The organism is Micromonospora sp. NPDC048839 (assembly GCF_040649915.1).
In the GTDB taxonomy this organism is placed as follows: Bacteria; Actinomycetota; Actinomycetes; order Mycobacteriales; family Micromonosporaceae; genus Micromonospora.
This window is the reverse complement of sequence record NZ_JBEZGL010000010.1, coordinates 46,987-61,866: the sequence shown is the minus strand read 5'-3', so window position 1 is coordinate 61,866 and position 14,880 is coordinate 46,987. Positions and strand designations below refer to the sequence as shown.

The 14,880-nt window shown below is 73.1% G+C and carries 16 protein-coding genes; 12 read left to right on the top strand and 4 right to left on the bottom strand.

What is annotated here, in order from left to right:
• Positions 1 to 79 precede the first annotated feature (79 nt).
• The 3 genes from AB0C25_RS20055 (at position 80) to AB0C25_RS20045 (ending at position 2,497) form a co-directional block, all read left to right on the top strand.
• Positions 80 to 526: an SRPBCC family protein gene (locus AB0C25_RS20055; protein ID WP_357375185.1), complete on the top strand. Its 447-nt coding sequence runs from the start codon at positions 80 to 82 to the stop codon at positions 524 to 526.
• A complete protein-coding gene (locus AB0C25_RS20050) occupies positions 523 to 1,524 on the top strand; it encodes an SDR family oxidoreductase (RefSeq protein ID WP_357375183.1) in 1,002 nt (333 codons plus the stop codon). Before AB0C25_RS20055 ends, AB0C25_RS20050 begins: the two co-directional genes overlap by 4 nt.
• 205 nt (positions 1,525 to 1,729) lie before the next feature.
• Positions 1,730 to 2,497, top strand: coding sequence for a polyprenol monophosphomannose synthase (locus tag AB0C25_RS20045; protein ID WP_357375181.1), 768 nt, complete (start codon positions 1,730 to 1,732; stop codon positions 2,495 to 2,497).
• Positions 2,498 to 2,671: 174 nt separating this feature from the next.
• On the opposite strand, the gene AB0C25_RS20040 is transcribed toward AB0C25_RS20045, so the two are convergent.
• Positions 2,672 to 4,279, bottom strand: coding sequence for an NAD(P)/FAD-dependent oxidoreductase (locus AB0C25_RS20040; RefSeq protein ID WP_357375179.1), 1,608 nt, complete (start codon positions 4,277 to 4,279; stop codon positions 2,672 to 2,674).
• Between the two features lie 72 nt (positions 4,280 to 4,351).
• Between AB0C25_RS20040 and AB0C25_RS20035 the strand changes: the two genes are divergently transcribed.
• The gene (locus AB0C25_RS20035; protein ID WP_357375177.1) at positions 4,352 to 5,785 is read left to right on the top strand and encodes an aldehyde dehydrogenase family protein; all 1,434 of its coding nucleotides are present in this window, start codon (positions 4,352 to 4,354) and stop codon (positions 5,783 to 5,785) included.
• 69 nt (positions 5,786 to 5,854) lie between these two features.
• Here AB0C25_RS20035 and AB0C25_RS20030 read toward each other — a convergent pair whose 3' ends face one another.
• On the bottom strand, positions 5,855 to 6,256 hold the full coding sequence (locus AB0C25_RS20030) for a ChaB family protein (RefSeq protein WP_357375174.1): 402 nt from the start codon (positions 6,254 to 6,256) through the stop codon (positions 5,855 to 5,857).
• Positions 6,257 to 6,432: 176 nt separating this feature from the next.
• Here AB0C25_RS20030 and AB0C25_RS20025 point away from each other — a divergent pair, with 176 nt between their 5' ends.
• From AB0C25_RS20025 to AB0C25_RS20010, 4 genes are all read left to right on the top strand, one after another.
• Positions 6,433 to 7,419 carry a YihY/virulence factor BrkB family protein gene (locus tag AB0C25_RS20025; RefSeq protein WP_357375172.1) on the top strand — a complete coding sequence of 329 codons (987 nt, stop codon included), beginning with the start codon at positions 6,433 to 6,435 and terminating at the stop codon, positions 7,417 to 7,419.
• A 90-nt stretch (positions 7,420 to 7,509) separates the two neighbouring features.
• The gene (locus AB0C25_RS20020; protein ID WP_357375170.1) at positions 7,510 to 7,926 is read left to right on the top strand and encodes a DUF2795 domain-containing protein; all 417 of its coding nucleotides are present in this window, start codon (positions 7,510 to 7,512) and stop codon (positions 7,924 to 7,926) included.
• A 50-nt stretch (positions 7,927 to 7,976) separates the two neighbouring features.
• Complete coding sequence (locus AB0C25_RS20015) at positions 7,977 to 8,438, top strand: SRPBCC family protein (protein ID WP_357375168.1); 462 nt, start codon at positions 7,977 to 7,979, stop codon at positions 8,436 to 8,438.
• Between the two features lie 106 nt (positions 8,439 to 8,544).
• Positions 8,545 to 8,805, top strand: coding sequence for a hypothetical protein (locus AB0C25_RS20010; RefSeq protein WP_357375166.1), 261 nt, complete (start codon positions 8,545 to 8,547; stop codon positions 8,803 to 8,805).
• On the opposite strand, the gene AB0C25_RS20005 is transcribed toward AB0C25_RS20010, so the two are convergent.
• On the bottom strand, positions 8,763 to 10,034 hold the full coding sequence (locus AB0C25_RS20005) for an MFS transporter (RefSeq protein ID WP_357375164.1): 1,272 nt from the start codon (positions 10,032 to 10,034) through the stop codon (positions 8,763 to 8,765). The two genes, AB0C25_RS20010 and AB0C25_RS20005, sit on opposite strands and share 43 nt — an antisense overlap.
• 158 nt (positions 10,035 to 10,192) lie before the next feature.
• Between AB0C25_RS20005 and AB0C25_RS20000 the strand changes: the two genes are divergently transcribed.
• On the top strand, positions 10,193 to 10,402 hold the full coding sequence (locus AB0C25_RS20000; RefSeq protein ID WP_357375162.1) for a hypothetical protein: 210 nt from the start codon (positions 10,193 to 10,195) through the stop codon (positions 10,400 to 10,402).
• Between the two features lie 193 nt (positions 10,403 to 10,595).
• Positions 10,596 to 10,949 (top strand): DUF6401 family natural product biosynthesis protein, encoded by a 354-nt coding sequence (locus AB0C25_RS19995; RefSeq protein ID WP_357375160.1) that lies wholly within the window; start codon positions 10,596 to 10,598, stop codon positions 10,947 to 10,949.
• A gap of 72 nt (positions 10,950 to 11,021) precedes the next feature.
• Here AB0C25_RS19995 and AB0C25_RS19990 read toward each other — a convergent pair whose 3' ends face one another.
• A complete protein-coding gene (locus AB0C25_RS19990) occupies positions 11,022 to 11,834 on the bottom strand; it encodes a hypothetical protein (RefSeq protein WP_357375158.1) in 813 nt (270 codons plus the stop codon).
• 198 nt (positions 11,835 to 12,032) lie between these two features.
• On the opposite strand from AB0C25_RS19990, the gene AB0C25_RS19985 reads away from it, so the two are divergent.
• Positions 12,033 to 14,171 (top strand): SpoIIE family protein phosphatase, encoded by a 2,139-nt coding sequence (locus AB0C25_RS19985; protein ID WP_357375156.1) that lies wholly within the window; start codon positions 12,033 to 12,035, stop codon positions 14,169 to 14,171.
• A gap of 25 nt (positions 14,172 to 14,196) precedes the next feature.
• Positions 14,197 to 14,874, top strand: a complete 678-nt coding sequence (locus AB0C25_RS19980) for an HAD family hydrolase (RefSeq protein WP_357375154.1) — start codon at positions 14,197 to 14,199, stop codon at positions 14,872 to 14,874.
• Positions 14,875 to 14,880 lie beyond the last annotated feature (6 nt).

Below are 14,880 nucleotides of genomic sequence, written 5' to 3'. Positions count from 1 at the left end.
AGGTCGGCCTTACCCGCCGTCCGGGAGAAGCTAACCCGCCGGTCGTTAGCCCTCGCCCCGCCGGGGGTATGGAAGCCCAGTGGCGATTGTGGAGAAAGTGATCGACGCGCCCCCGCAGCAGGTGTTCGACGTGCTCGCCGACGGGTGGACGTACAGCGACTGGGTGGTGGGCACGGCCCACGTGCGTGCCGTGGACGACGCCTGGCCCCGGGTGGGCAGCCAACTGCACCACCGGGCCGGGCCGTGGCCGTTCTCCCTGCAGGACACGTCGACGGTGCTGGTCTGCGAGCCGCCGCACCGGCTCGTGCTGAAGGCGGGCCTCTGGCCGGCCGGCGAGGCGATCGTGGCCTTCACGCTGCAACCCGTCGACGAGGGCGGCACCCGGGTCCGCCTCGGGGAGGACTTCGCCGCCGGTCCGCTGCGCTGGGTCCGCAACAAGGTCAACGACCTGGTGCTGCACCTGCGCAACCGGGAGACGCTGGACCGGCTCGCCGACATCGCCATCCGACGGAAAGGGCAGCAGTGACGCCGACGGTGGTGGTGACCGGAGCGAGCGCCGGCGTGGGTCGGGCCGTGGCCCACGCGTACGCGGCCCGGGGCGCCCGGCTGGCGCTGCTGGCGCGGGGAGAGGCGGGCCTGGCCGCCGCCGAGCGGGAGTGCCGACAGCGCGGCGCCACCGACGTCCGCGCGTACCGGGTCGACGTGGCCGACGCGGGAGCGGTGCAGCAGGCCGCCGACGACGTGGTGCACAGGTGGGGCGGCATCGACGTGTGGATCAACAACGCCATGGTGTCGGTGTTCGCGCCGGCCTGGGAGATCCCCGCGCGGGAGTTCCGCCGGGTCACCGAGGTGACCTACCTGGGCACGGTGCACGGCACCCTGGCGGCGCTGCGGCACATGCGGGCACACGCGCGGGGGACGATCGTGCAGGTGGGTTCCGCGTTGGCCTACCGGGGGATCCCGTTGCAGTCGGCGTACTGCGCGAGCAAGCACGCCATCCAGGGGTTCAACGACTCGCTGCGCGCCGAACTGCTGCACGACTGTCCGGGGGTGAAGCTCACGATGGTGCAGCTGCCCGCCGTCAACACACCGCAGTTCTCCTGGGTACGCACCCGGCTGCCCCGGCATCCGCAGCCGGTGCCGCCGATCTTCACGCCGGAGCTGGCCGCCCGGGCGATCGTGTGGGCCGCCGACCGTGGCACCCGGGAGCTGAACGTGGGCGGCCCGACGTGGCAGGCCCGGCTGGCCGACATCCTCTTTCCCGGCCTGCTCGACCGGAAGTTGGCCCGCGACGGCTACGACAGCCAGCAGACCGGTGACGAGATCGATCCGCACACCTGGCGGGACAATCTGGACCATCCCGGCGACGAGGAGACGGATCGGGGCACGGCGGGCGTGTTCCGCGACCAGGCCCGCAACCGGTCGGCGGCGCTCTGGGTCGGCACCCACAAGCCGGTGGTGTCCGGTGTCGCGCTCGCCGCGGTGGTGCTCGGTCTCACCGCCGTGGCCCGTCGCCGACGCTGACCGTTGGCCGGCCGCATCGACGCCGTGCCAGACGCTAACCGCTCGTCGCGGCCACCGGCACGCACCAGTCTCGACCAGCGGGATCGATGCCGAGCCCGGCGTGGCACCGCCGTCCGCAACGCCCGGAAGGGGTGCCCCTTCAACCCGAATGTGACAACTGGATACCCTCTCCGGGAGCCCCCGTCCGCAAACCGAGGATGTCCGCATGATCGAGCCTGTGCAGCTGCCGTCGCCGTGGCGGGACGCACGCCTGACCGTTGTCGTGCCCACCTACAACGAGGCGGGCAACCTGCCGACGCTTGTGGAGCGGGTCCTCGCCCTGCCGCTGCCCGGCCTGCGCATCCTCGTCGCCGACGACAACTCCCCCGACGGCACCGGCGACGTGGCCGACAAGCTGGCCATCGAGCATCCGGACCGGGTGGAGGTCGTGCACCGGGCCGGCAAGGAGGGCCTCGGCCGCGCGTACGTCGACGGGATGACCCGGGCGATCGAGGGCGGCGCCGAGTACGTGGCGCAGATGGACGCGGACCTGTCGCACCCGCCGGAGGCGCTGCCGGGGATGCTGGGCGCGCTGCTGTCCACGCAGGCGAGCGTGGTGATCGGTTCGCGCTACGTGCCCGGTGGGGAACTGGACGAGAACTGGCCGCTGTACCGTCGGGCCCTCAGCGGCTGGGCGAACCTCTACGTGCACACCCTGTTGCGGGTGCGCATCCGGGACCTGACCGCCGGCTTCAAGATCTGGCGGGCGGACGCGTTGCGCGACATCGATCTGGGCCGGGTGCAGTCCAACGGCTACAGCTTCCAGGTGGAGATGCACTACCTGGCCACCAAGTTGGGGCACACCATCCTGGAGGTGCCGATCCGCTTCGAGGAGCGGCGCGACGGCATGTCCAAGATGACCACGGCGACCAAGGTGGAGAGTGCCCTGATGCCCTTCCGCCTCCGCAACAAACACCGCAACATCACCCACTGACCCCAACCCCTGGCCCCACCCACCCACCCTGCCCCACCCACCCGGCCCCACCCGGCCCGGCCCCGCCTGTTGATCATGAGGTTATCGCCACTCGCATCGGCGTGTCGCCGCAATAACCTCATGATCAACGCGAACGGGGGGCGGGTGGGGGCGGCGCGGGGGTGGGGGTGGGGGTTAGTTCGGGTAGATGGAGCGGTGGGCTGTGGCGATGGCTGCGGCGTAGGCGCGGCCGGTGAGGGCGCGGTCTCGGGCCAGCGCCGCGCGGGCCGCGTTCGCGCCCGGCGCCCCGTGGACACCGCCGCCCGGATGTGCCGACGCGCTGGCCAGGAAGAGCCGGTCCACCGGGGTGTCCGCCCGGCCCAGGCCAGGGATCGGGCGCAGGAACAGCTGCTGGTACGCGGCGGCGGTGCCCCCGCCGAGCGCGCCTCCGACCAGGCTCGGGTTGTCCCGCTCCAGGTCGGCCGGTCCGGCCACGTGTCGGCCGACGACGAGCTGCCGGAAACCCGGCGCCGCCGCCTCCAGCACGTCCTCCACGCGCTGCACGTGCCCGGCGACGTCCTCGGCCCGCCAGTCCCGCCGGAACGGCAGGTGCGTGTACGCCCAGAGCGACTCGGTGCCCGGCGGGGAGTGGCTGGGTTCGGCCACCGACATCTGCCCGACCAGCAGGAACGGGTCACGGGGCAGTTCGCCACGGGCCAACTCCCCCGCGTAGTGGGTCAACCCGTCGAGGTCCGCGCCGAGGTGCACGGTGCCGGCGCCGGCCAGTTCCCGGTTGGTCCAGGGCACCGGCGCGGAGAGGGCCCAGTCCACCTTCAGCGTCGACCCGTCCCACCGGAAGTGCGCCAGGTCCTCCACCAGCCGCGACGGCAGGGCCGCCGCGCCGACCAGGTCGAGGAACAACGCGGGGGCGGGCACGTCGGCGAGCACGGCCCGGCGGGCGCGCCACAGTGTGCCGCCCTCGGTGCGTACCCCCATCGCCCGGCCGCGGGCGGTGAGCACCCGGTCGACGCGGGCGCCGTAGAGGATCGTCCCCCCGCGTTCCTGTAGCCGGGCCACCAGCGCGTTGGTGATCTGCTGCGCGCCGCCCTCGGGCACCGGCCAGCCGATCTGTTGGCCGAGCATGGCCAGCAGCCAGCCGTACACCCCGGAGCCGGCCTCCTCCGGCGCGAGGTCGGTGTGCAGGGCGCAGCCGGCGAGCAGGGCCGGCCCGCCGGCGCCGTCGAAGAGTTCGTCGCCGAGCTTGCGGACCGGTACCACCAGGCGTCGCGCCAGTCGCAGCGCACCGGCGACGCGCAGCCGACGCAGCAGACCCAACCCGCCGCGTACCGGTGGGAACGGCGTGGTGATCGCCGTCAGCATCGGCTCGGCCACCTCGCACCAGTCGGTGTAGGCGTTGAGCCAGCGCTTGCCGTCGCCGGGGGCGAACTGCTCAAGGGAGGCGGCCGTGACGTCCGGGTCCCGGTTGATCACCGCGGCCCGACCGTCCGGCAGCAGGTGCGCCAGCACGTCCGGCGCATGCCGCCAGGACAGGCCGTGTCGACCCAGGTCGAGGCCGCGCAGCACCGGTGAGGCGTACCCCAGGGGGTAGAACGAGCTGTAGAGGTCGCTGAGGTAGCCGGGCGCGGTCACCTCGGCGGAGCGGATCGCGCCGCCGGGCACCGCTGTCGCCTCCAGGACCACCACCTCCCAGCCGGCGTCCGCCAGCAGGTTGGCCGCCACCAGGCCGTTGTGACCGGCCCCGACGACGACGGCGTCCACGCTCTGCGCGGCGGTGGTTGTCATCCGATCCGCCTACCCGGCGCGCAACCGGGCGAAACGCGTTTGCCCGGCCGGGGCCGGGGCATGCAGCGCCGCATGTACACGGTTGCGCAGTTGGTGGGTGGGGTGTGGGGCGCGGGCGGCGACGGCGGTGAGCTGGTGGTGCGCGACCCGGCGGACGACTCGCCGGTCAGCACGGTGCCGGTGGCCACCGCCGACGAGGTCGGCAAGGCGACGCAGGCGGCCCGCAACGCGGTCGCCCAGTGGGCGGCGACCGCGCCGGCCGAGCGGGCCGCGGCGCTGCACCGGGCCGCGGACGCGGTGGCGGAGGCCGTCGACGAGCTGTCGGCGGCGGTCACCGCCGAGATGGGCAAGCCGTTGGCGGACGCCCGCGGCGGCGTCGAGGCGGGCATCGGCACCCTGCGACAGTACGCGGAGCTGGCTCCGCTGCGCGGCGGGCGGACGCTGAACGGCGCACCGGACGCGCTGGACTTCATGACCCCGCAGCCGCGCGGTGTGGTGGCCGTGCTGACGCCCTGGAACGACCCGGTGGCGGTCTCCTGCGGGCTGCTGGGTGCCGCCCTGGTGACCGGCAACGTGGTGCTCTACAAACCGAGCGAGCGGACTCCCGCGACGGGTTGGCTGCTGGCCCGGGCCCTGGACCAGGCGTTACCGGCTGGCGTGTTGTCGCTGCTCACCGGCGGCCCCGAGGTCGGTGCGGCGCTGGCCGCCCAGGAGGTCGACGTGGTGGCGCACGTGGGATCGACGGCGACCGGGCGGGCGATCGCCGCCGCCGCGGCCCGCACCGGCGCGAAGGTGGTGCTGGAGAACGGGGGCAGTGATCCGTTGATCGTGGACGCGGCCGTGGACCCGGAGTGGGCGGCGGAGCAGGCCGCGCTGGGCGCGTTCGCCAACGCGGGGCAGCTCTGTGTGGCGGTGGAGCGGATCTACGTACACCGGGAGGTGGCCGAGGACTTCGTGGCCGCGCTGGTGCGGCGTGCCACCGCCCTGCGGGTCGGGCCGGGCACGGACCCGGACACCGAGCTGGGTCCACTCGTCGACCGGCGGCACCGCGATCAGGTCCACGGGCAGGTCGCGGCGGCGGTGGCGGCCGGCGCCCGGGTGCGGGTGGGCGGCGAGGTGCCCGGCGGGCCGGGGGCGTTCTACCCGGCCACCGTGGTCACCGACTGCCGGCACGACATGCCGTTGGTACGGGAGGAGACGTTCGGGCCGGTCGCCCCGGTGGTGGTCGTCGACTCGTTCGACGAGGCGCTGCGCTGTGCCGCGGACTCCCCGTACGGGCTGGCCGCCACGGTCCTGACCGCGTCGATGAGTCACGCGCAGCGGGCCTGGCGGGAGCTGCCGGTTGGCACCGTGAAGGTCAACGCGGTGTTCGGGGGCGCGCCGGGAGGGGCCGCGCACCCACGACGGGGCAGTGGGCAGGGCTTCGGCTACGGCCCGGAACTGCTCGACGAGTTCACCGCCACCAAGGCGGTGCACATCGAGGCGCCCGGCGGCGGGCACTGGTGAACGGTACGGGCGGACGCAGGGGTGGCGCGTCCGCCCGTACCGTGTCGGTGGTGTCGGTCGCGGTGGCGGTCAGTCGCCGCGAGCCTTGCGGGTGGCTCGGTCGTTGGCCTTCTCGATCGCCGTGACCAGGTCCGATTTGGTCATGCTGGACCGGCCGGGCACGTCGAGTTTGCGGGCCACCGCCATGAGGTGGTCCTTGCTGGCGTTGGCGTCGACTCCACCGGCGGTGGGGGCTCGCCGTTCCGGCCCGCCGCCGGCGGCCTGCTGGTCGCTGGGACCCTTGCGGCCCTTCGGCTCCCAGTGGTCGCCCACCTTCTCGAACTGGTGCTTAACCGCGGCGAAGGCGGTCCGGTGCGACCGCTCCCCCTCGCCGTAGGTCTCCACCGCCGAGTCGTGCGTCTTCTCCCAGGTGCGCTGCGCCTTCTCCGGGGAGCGTCGCAGCGTGCTGGGCAGGTCCTCGCGCCCGGGCATCTCGTCCTCCTCCGTGCCGACAGGGTCACCCTGACCGTTCCCCGCTGACGCGGCGGCAAACCATACGCGCGGCGAGCGCGACGCCGCCGAGTTTCTCGATTTCCCGATCCGGGTATCGGTGGCCAGGCCCGACCGGACGACCGGTCATACCGGTGGCCGGGGCGCAGGGAGCGGGCATGACGACCACGGAGCCCGGTACGACGCGCGACGACGCGAGCGGCACGCGTGTCCCCCGGCGGATGCGGCAGTTGAGCTGGCGGACCTGGCGCGGGGTGCTGGTCCGCAGCGTGCAGAACTTCGTCAACGACAACTGCTCCGACTGGGCCGCCGCGCTCACCTACTACGGGGTCCTGGCACTCTTTCCGTCCGCCATCGTGGTGGTCGCCCTGGTCGGTCTGGTCTCCGACGGGGAGCGGACCCTGGACACGGTGGTCGACCTCGCCAACCAGGTGGGCGCCGGGTCGGTGCTGACCAACGACGACGGCGGCGTGGTCGGCGTACTCCGGTCCGTGGTGGTCCAGGAACACAACGCCAAGGTGCTGCTGAGCTTCGGTCTGCTCGGCGCGCTGTGGTCCGCGTCGGGGTTCATCGGTGCGTTCACCCGGGCCTCCAACTCCATCTACGGGGTGACCGAGGGTCGGCCGGTCTGGAAGTTGCGGCCGATACAGATCGGCCTGGCCGCGGTGACGCTCGTGCTGCTCGCGGTGGTCGCCCTCGCGTTGATCGTCAGCGGCCCGGTCACCGACGCGGTGGGTGATCTGATCAACGCCGGTGGCCTGGCCCGGACGGTGTGGAGTGTGGCGAAGTGGCCGGTGCTCGCCATGGTCATGATGGTGCTGCTGTCGCTGCTGTTCTGGATCGCGCCGAACGTGCGCCAACCCCGCTTCCGCTGGCTCACCCCCGGCGGCGCGGTGGCCCTGGTCTCCTGGACGGCGGTCTCCTTCGGCTTCGGCTTCTACGTGGCCACCTTCGCCTCGTACAAGACGACCTACGGCAGCCTGGGCGCGGCCATCGCGTTCCTGGTCTGGCTCTACCTGTCCAACTCGGCGCTGATGCTGGGGGTGCAGATCAACGCCGAGGTGCAGCGCGGGCGGCAGTTGCAGGCCGGCGACCCGGATCCGGACGAGCCGGTGCTGCCACCGCGCAAGCCCGCCGACGACTGAACGCCGGTTGTCGCCCGGATGTCCGGCCTGCGGGCCGGTTCGTGGCCCGGTGCCGGTTTACCGGGCGGGGTGCCGGGTAGCGCAGAAGGCATGGAGCGTGGCAACAGCAAGCACGGACCGAGGATCGACGAACAGATGAGTCAGGAGGTCAGCGGCCTCATACAGGGGCCGGGGACCGGTGGCTCTCGGGTCGACGAGTCGCGGGTGCCGGAACCGGCTGGCGAGGACCAGCCGGAGACGACCACCGCCCCGGCCGGCGACCTGCGCACCGGCACCCCGCAGGGGATGAGTTCCACCGACGTCGAGCAGCGCAGCCGGCTGGGCCGGTTCATCTCGATGAGCGCGCTGCCGGGCGACCGCCTGGTGCTCATCGCCAGCGCCCGGGAGAACGAGGCGCCGGACGACATCGTGGCGGCGTTGGAGCGACTGCCCGAGGGCACCCTCTACCAGACGGTCTCCGAGGTGTGGGCCGCGCTCGGCAACAAGAACGAGACAACTCGCTGGTGACGGGTCGTCCCCCGACCCGATGACCACCAGCGACTGAAGGAGGTTCTCTGATGAGTGGCGTGACCGAACATGTGGACGTCTCCGTGCCCGTACGCACCGCGTACGACCAGTGGACGCAGTTCGAGGAGTTCCCCCAGTTCATGGAGGGCGTGTCGGAGGTCCGGCAGCTCTCCGACACGATGACCCACTGGACCGTGGACATCGCCGGGGTGAAGCGCGAGTTCGACGCCGAGATCACCGAACAGCTCCCCGACGAGCGGGTCGCCTGGCGTTCGACCGGCGGCACCCAGCAGGCCGGCGTGGTGACCTTCCACCGGCTCGACGCGGACAAGACGAGGGTCACCCTCCAGCTCGAGTTCGAGCCGCACGGCGTGGTCGAGCAGGCCGGCGACAAGCTCGGCATCGTCGACCGGCGTGCCAAGGGCGACCTGGAGCGGTTCAAGACCTACATCGAGCGGCGCGGTCAGGAGACCGGTGCCTGGCGCGGCGCGGTGGACCGTCCGCAGCCGTGATCCCCGCCCGCACGACACCCGATGGCCGCCGGAATCCCGGCGGCCATCGCCGTGTCCGAGCCTTGCCGCCCGTTTGCGATCATCGCGCCCGGGTACGGCTGAAGACATGACCGACGACAACATCAGGGTGTGGCGGGACGAGGAACGGCTTCCACTGGAGGAGCTGGAGAAGGCGGTGTCGGGCTCCAGCCTCGACGGACAGGCCGACGACGTGACCGGCAACGACGCCGGCGAGGAAGCCGCGTTCGGGCACGGGCCGGCCGCCGCGGACCGGGACGGGCAGGCCCGGGGCAACAGCCGGGAGGCGACCGACCCGGAACGCCCCTACCGTCCCTCCACCACCGGCCGGACCGGTCCGGACGTCTGACCCTCCCCGCCGGGTCGAGCCGGCACGGGCCGGCCGGTCGAGCCACGGGCGCCCCACTCGTAGAGTGCGATCAACGCCAGCGCGAGCACCACCAGGGCCGAGCCCAGCACCTGCACCGACGTGTGGCCGATCAACACACCCAGTCCGGCCGGGGCGAGCGCCGCGCCGATGCCGGAGGCACCGATCTGCAGGCCGATGGCCCGGTCCGCGTGGGCCGCGCCGACCCGGTCGGCGGTGGTGAGGGTGAGCAGGGGAAACACCGGCGCGGCGGCGAACCCCACCACGACCAGGCCGAGCACCGCCAGCGCGGCCGGCCCGGGGGCGGCGATCAGCCCCGCGCCCACGGCCATTCCGACGAGACTGACGCGCAACACCAGCGTGGCCCCCAGGCGCTCGGCCACCACGCCCTGCACGACCCGGCCGACGAAGAGGCTCCCCCAGTACGCGGAGACGCAGCCGCCGGCCACCGCCGCGCTCAGGCCCCGACCCTCGGTCAGCAGCAGGAACGCCCACAGGCCGGCGGACACCTCGATGGCGACGTACAGCGCGAAGGCGAGCGTGCCGGACCACACCGCCGGCAGCCGCAGGGTCGCCCGGATCGGAACCCGGACGGCCACGGCGGACGCGGCCCCCGCGGTGGCGGCCTCGTCGGCGGCCGGGCTGCCGCGTCGCCAGGCCCGCACGGTGAGCGCGAACGCGATGGCGAGGGCGAACTGGGCGGCGGCCACGATGCCGTACCCCCAGCGCCAGGACAGTCCGGCGCTCAGCGCACCCGTCATGATCAGCGGACCGATCGCCACGCCCAGGCCGAAGAAGGCGTGCAACCAGTTCATGTGGCGCGGCCCGAAGGCCCCGGCGGCGTACGCGTTGAGCCCGGAGTCGACCGCGCCGGACCCGAGCCCGACCAGCAGCGCACAGCCCACCAGCACGGCCAGCACCGGGCTCAGGACGTAGCCGCTCAGGGCCAGGCTGGCCAGCAGGGTGCTGGCGGCGAGCAGCGCGCCCACGCCGACCCGGGCCAGCGTGAACCCGGCCAGCACGCTGGAGGCCAGATAGCCGACGGTGCCCGCGGTGAGCACCAGACCGACGGCCTCGGTCGGTACGTCGAAGTCGTCCCGGATCGAGGGCCAGGCGACACCGAGCAGGCCGTCGGGCAGGCCGAGGCTGACGAACGCGAGGTAGGCCAGCAGGAGCAGGGCGGCGCGGGGGCGGACGGGCGGGGTGGACACGGGACACCATCCTGCCGCAGGGGCACTTTAGCGCCATCGGCGCCCGATCGCCCGCCGCGCAAAGAAGTCGTGTCCGGACGGTCGAGAAAACGGACAGCTCATCCAGAATCGGCCGATCGGAGGACGGCAAACGGACTGACTCGCGTAAGAATTTCGGAATGCATCAAGGCTCCGGAATCCTCTCGTCGCGTCAGCGCCGGCTCGCCTGGCTCGGCTTCCTGCTCGCCGCCCTGCAGGCACCCGTGTCCGCCCGGCTGGTCGCCGACGACTCGTGGCTGTTCAGCCTCTGCGTCGCGCTGATGGTGGCGACCGTGATCATCGCCGACGACGCGGCGCGGCGGCGTCCGGCCGACGCGACGAGCGACTGACCCAGGCTGCCCGGCCGGTCGTCCGGCCGCTGTCCCGCTGCCTGCCTTCCTGCCCTGCAACGCCCGCGCTTCTCCCGTTGGCCCGTCTGTGCGGATCGACCCCCGCGGTCAGCCCCGAACGGCCAGTGGCGCAGCCGACATCCGCCGAGTGGCCGACGGCGACACCGTCACCCGTCGGTTAGCCTCGGTCACCATGCGTGTGCCGTTCAACCGGGTCGCCACCCGTACCGCCGTCGACTCGGCGCGGTCCACCCTGGCCGCCCTCACCGTGTCCCTCGGCACCGTCGGGCTCGCGGCCGCCGCCGCGCGACCGGGGCTGTTGGCCCTCGTCGACCAGCACGCGGCTGCCGTGCGGGACAGCCTCGACGGTGACCGCCAGCCGCTGACCGCCGCGGCCCTCGCCGGCTACGCCGAGGGCGTCCGCGCCGCCGCGCTGGAGCACGGGTGGGTCCCGCCGGACGGGCCGGTGGACTGGAGTCACCCGGAGTGGCTGCTCACCCGGCTGCTCGCGGTCTGCGCGCTGGCCCGCCCGCTCGACGGCGCCTGACGGGCGCGGGGAGGGCACCCCGCGCATCGCTGCGCGGAGCACCCTCCCCACCTGCCGTGCCGTTCCGCCTCGCTACGAGCGGTACTGCGGAGCTTCCTCGTCCACCCGAGGCATCGCCTGGGTACGGTCGCCCCCGCGGTCGGCCATCTGCCGCTCCACGTCGCTGCGCCCGGCCGCGTTGGCCTGACGCTGCTGCTGCACCGCCCGAGCTTCCCGGGCGGCCCGGTCCAGCCAGCCGTCCCAGCGGTTCTGCATCGGCTTCACGAGACCACCACCGACACCGACGATCAGGATGCCGGCCACCGTGGCGAGCACCGCGATCAGCACCGGGGTCGTCACCGTGGTGGCGATACCCACCTGGTTCAGTGCGGCGATCACGCCGAGCGCGATGATGAAGATCGCCGTGAGGTCGGCCAGGACCTTGCCGTACGACAGACCGCCCAGCGCCCCGGTGACCAGATCCCGGACGGCGTTGGCGATCGCAGCCGCCACCACCACGATGACGATCGCGACGAACGCCCGCGGCAGCCAGGACACCACGCCACTGATCAGGTCACTGATCGCGTTGGGTCCCCAGACTCCGAACGCGAACTGCAGCGTGAACAGCAGTACGGCGTAGTACGCCAGTCTGGCCAGAATGTCGGAGGCGTCGTACTTCGTTCTCTCCAGGGCCCGTTTGATACCGCCACGTTCGACCGCCTGGTCGAAGTGCACCCGTTCCAGCACCGTATCCACGATCTTGAGGACGGCTCTGGCGATGAGCCAGCCGACCACCAGGATGACGATGAAGGCCACTGCCTTCGGGATGAAGAGCAGCACCGACCTCCAGGTGTCGGCGATGGCATCGCCGATGTCGGCCTGCCGAACCGCGAGGGTTTTCAGCATGATGTCCCTCCTGTCGCATGGACTGCGCCGGGCGCTTACCCGGCTACCGGTCCGGCAGTCCGCGCAACGCGCCGCGTTTTTCCCGGCCGGCCGACGAGCAGGGGTCGTGAACTGCCCAAATGGGCTGTGCGACGGTCGCGGCGACGCCCCGCCGCCATGATCGGATGCCTTTTCCGACGGGCCGACTAGGCTGCGAACATGCCAGGAACGGTCGGGCGAGTCCCCACGCCAGCAACTCCGGTCCCGGGTACGTCCACCGGCGCCGGTACGGCCGCTGCCGTGCTCGCCCACGACTGGGCCGGCACCCCGCTGGGTCCACCCGAGGGCTGGGACGTCGCGGTGCGGGCGGTGATCGAGCTGATCCTCGCCTCGCCGATGCCGATGGCCCTGGCGTACGGAGACGACCTCGTCCTGCTCTACAACGCCGGCTACGCCGAACTGCTGGGCACCAAACACCCGAGCGCCCTCGGCCGCCCGGCCGCCGAGGTGTTCGCCGAGATCTGGGCGCTGCCCGGCGTCGGTCAGGTGTTCGAGCGCACCTACCGGCAGGGCGAGCCGTTCCTGGAGAAGGAGTCCACCCTGCCGCTGGTGCGGGGGCACTCCGCGACGGTGGAGCAGGCGGTCTTCACCCGGGGTTACTCACCGGTGCGGGACAGCACCGGCAAGATCGTCGGCACGTTGACTGTCGCGGCCGAGACCACCCACGTCACCGAGCAGTTGCAGAGCCTCAGCGAGGTGGCCGCGGCGCTCGCCGGCACGCTCACCCTCGACGACGTGGCCCGGGTGGCGCTGCGGTACGCGATCACCACGTTCGACCCGGACCAGGCCTCGTTCGCGGTCGACGAGGGCGGCGGCGGTTGGCGCATGGTGCGCCGGGTCCGTGGCGAGTTGCTGGACGAGGCCGACGAGCGGCTTCCTCCGCTCTGGCGGCGCGCCCCGGCGGACTGGTCGGCCCCGGTGGTGCAGGCGGCCCGCTCCGCCGGCCCGTACTTCGTCCGCGACGGGCAGCCGCTGCGGGAGATCGCGGTGGATCGCCACGACCAGAAGATCCGCTCGATGGCGGCTCTGCCCCTGGGCACCTCGGTGGTGCGCGGCGGGCTCGCGGTCGGCTATCAGGTGCCGCACACCTGGTCGCCCGCCGAGCGGGCGCTGCTGGCCGCCTCGGTCGAGCTGATCGGCCAGGCCGCAGAGCGTGCCCGCCGGTTCGAGACCCAGCACGGCACGGCCCAGTTGTTGCAACGCAGCATGTTGCCGGAGCACCTGCCGGACCTGCCCCGGTTGCGGGTGGCGGCCCGCTACGACCCGGGGGTGGACGGCAACGCCGCCGGCGGTGACTTCTACGACGCGTTCCTCCTGCCCGGCGGCGCGCTCGGCGTGGTGCTGGGCGACGTGGCGGGTCACGACGTGCAGGCCGCCGCGCGGATGGGACAGGTCCGGGCCGCGCTGCGCGCGCTCGCCCTGACCGATCCGGCGCCCGACGCGGTGCTGGCCGGGCTGGACCGGCTGGTCACCAGCCTGGGCGCGGAGGCCAGCACCCACGAGCTGTTCGTCACCGTGGCGTTCGGGGTCATCGACACGGAGCGGCGGGAGCTGACCCTGGCCAGCGCCGGGCACCCCGCGCCGCTGATCCGCCGCAGCGACCCGACGGGCCGCAGCTACGCCGAGTACGTCGACGTGCCGGCCGGCCCCCCGCTGGGTCTGGGCAGCCGGCCCGGCACCACGACTGTCACGTTCCGTCCCGGTGACACCCTGCTGCTGTTCAGCGACGGCGTGGTGGAGCGTCGTCGGCAGAGCCTCACCGCCGGGCTGGCCACCCTGAGCGACGCCGTCGCGAAGGCCGGCAGTGGCGACCCCCGTGCCCTCTGCGCCGTGGCCACGGCGGCGGTGCCCGGCGGCACCGAGGACGACGTGGCCGTGCTGGCGGTCGAGCACGCGCTCAAGCCGAGCCGCTCGGCGAGCATGGAGGTGCCCGCGGAGCCGACCGCCCCCAGCCGCGTGCGGCACTGGATGACCGGTCAGCTCACCGAGTGGCAGGTGGCCGAGTCGGTGATCGGGGCGGCGGTGCTGTGCACCAGCGAACTGACCACCAACGCGTTGCTGCACGCCGGCACCGCCGCCCGGGTGGAGATCGACCTCAGCCCCGAGCGTCTCCTGGTCTCGGTCGCCGACTCCGGCACCCGGGGCACCGTGACCCGGACCCGCACCGACACGTTGAGCAGTCGTGGGCGTGGCCTGGGCCTGATCGAGGAGCTCAGCGACGCCTGGGGCACCGACCCGTCGGTCCGCGGCTCCACGGTCTGGTTCGAGATTCTGACGCCGCCGACCGCGCATCCCTGAGCCGCCCGACGGGTAGGAGGGCGCCATGCGTAGCGACCAGCCGGCCGGAGTCCTCTTCGACGTCGACGGGACCCTGGTGGACACCACGTACCTGCACACCGTGAGTTGGTGGGAGGCGTTGCGCCAGACCGACCAGCCGGTGCCGATGGCGGTGGTGCACCGCTCGATCGGGATGGGTTCGGACAAGCTCCTCGATCACCTGCTCGGCCCCGAGCGGGACCGGGACGCCGACGCGAGGCTGCGCGACGCACACGACACCCTGTACGGCGAGTACTGGGATCGCCTCACCCCGCTGCCCCGGGCCGCGGACCTGCTGCGCGCCTGCGCCGAGCGCGGACTGCGGGTGGTGCTCGCCACCTCCGCCTCGGAGCCCGAGGTGGGCGCGTTGCGCCGGGCGCTGGCCGCCGACGACGTGATCGACACGGTCACCTCCTCGGCGGACGCCCAGCAGAGCAAGCCGGCCCCGGACATCCTGGTCGCCGCGCTGGAGCAGGCCGGGTTGGCCGCCGAGCGGGTGGTCTTCGTCGGCGACTCGGTGTGGGACGTCGTCGCGGCCGGCAAGCTGAGCATTCCGTGCGTCGGGTTGACCTGCGGCGGCACCAGCCGCGGCGAGCTCGCCGGCGCCGGCGCGGTGGCGGTGTACGACGACCCGGCCGCGCTGCTCGACGAACTGGCGGACTCGCCGCTGACCCGACCGCGCTGAGGATCA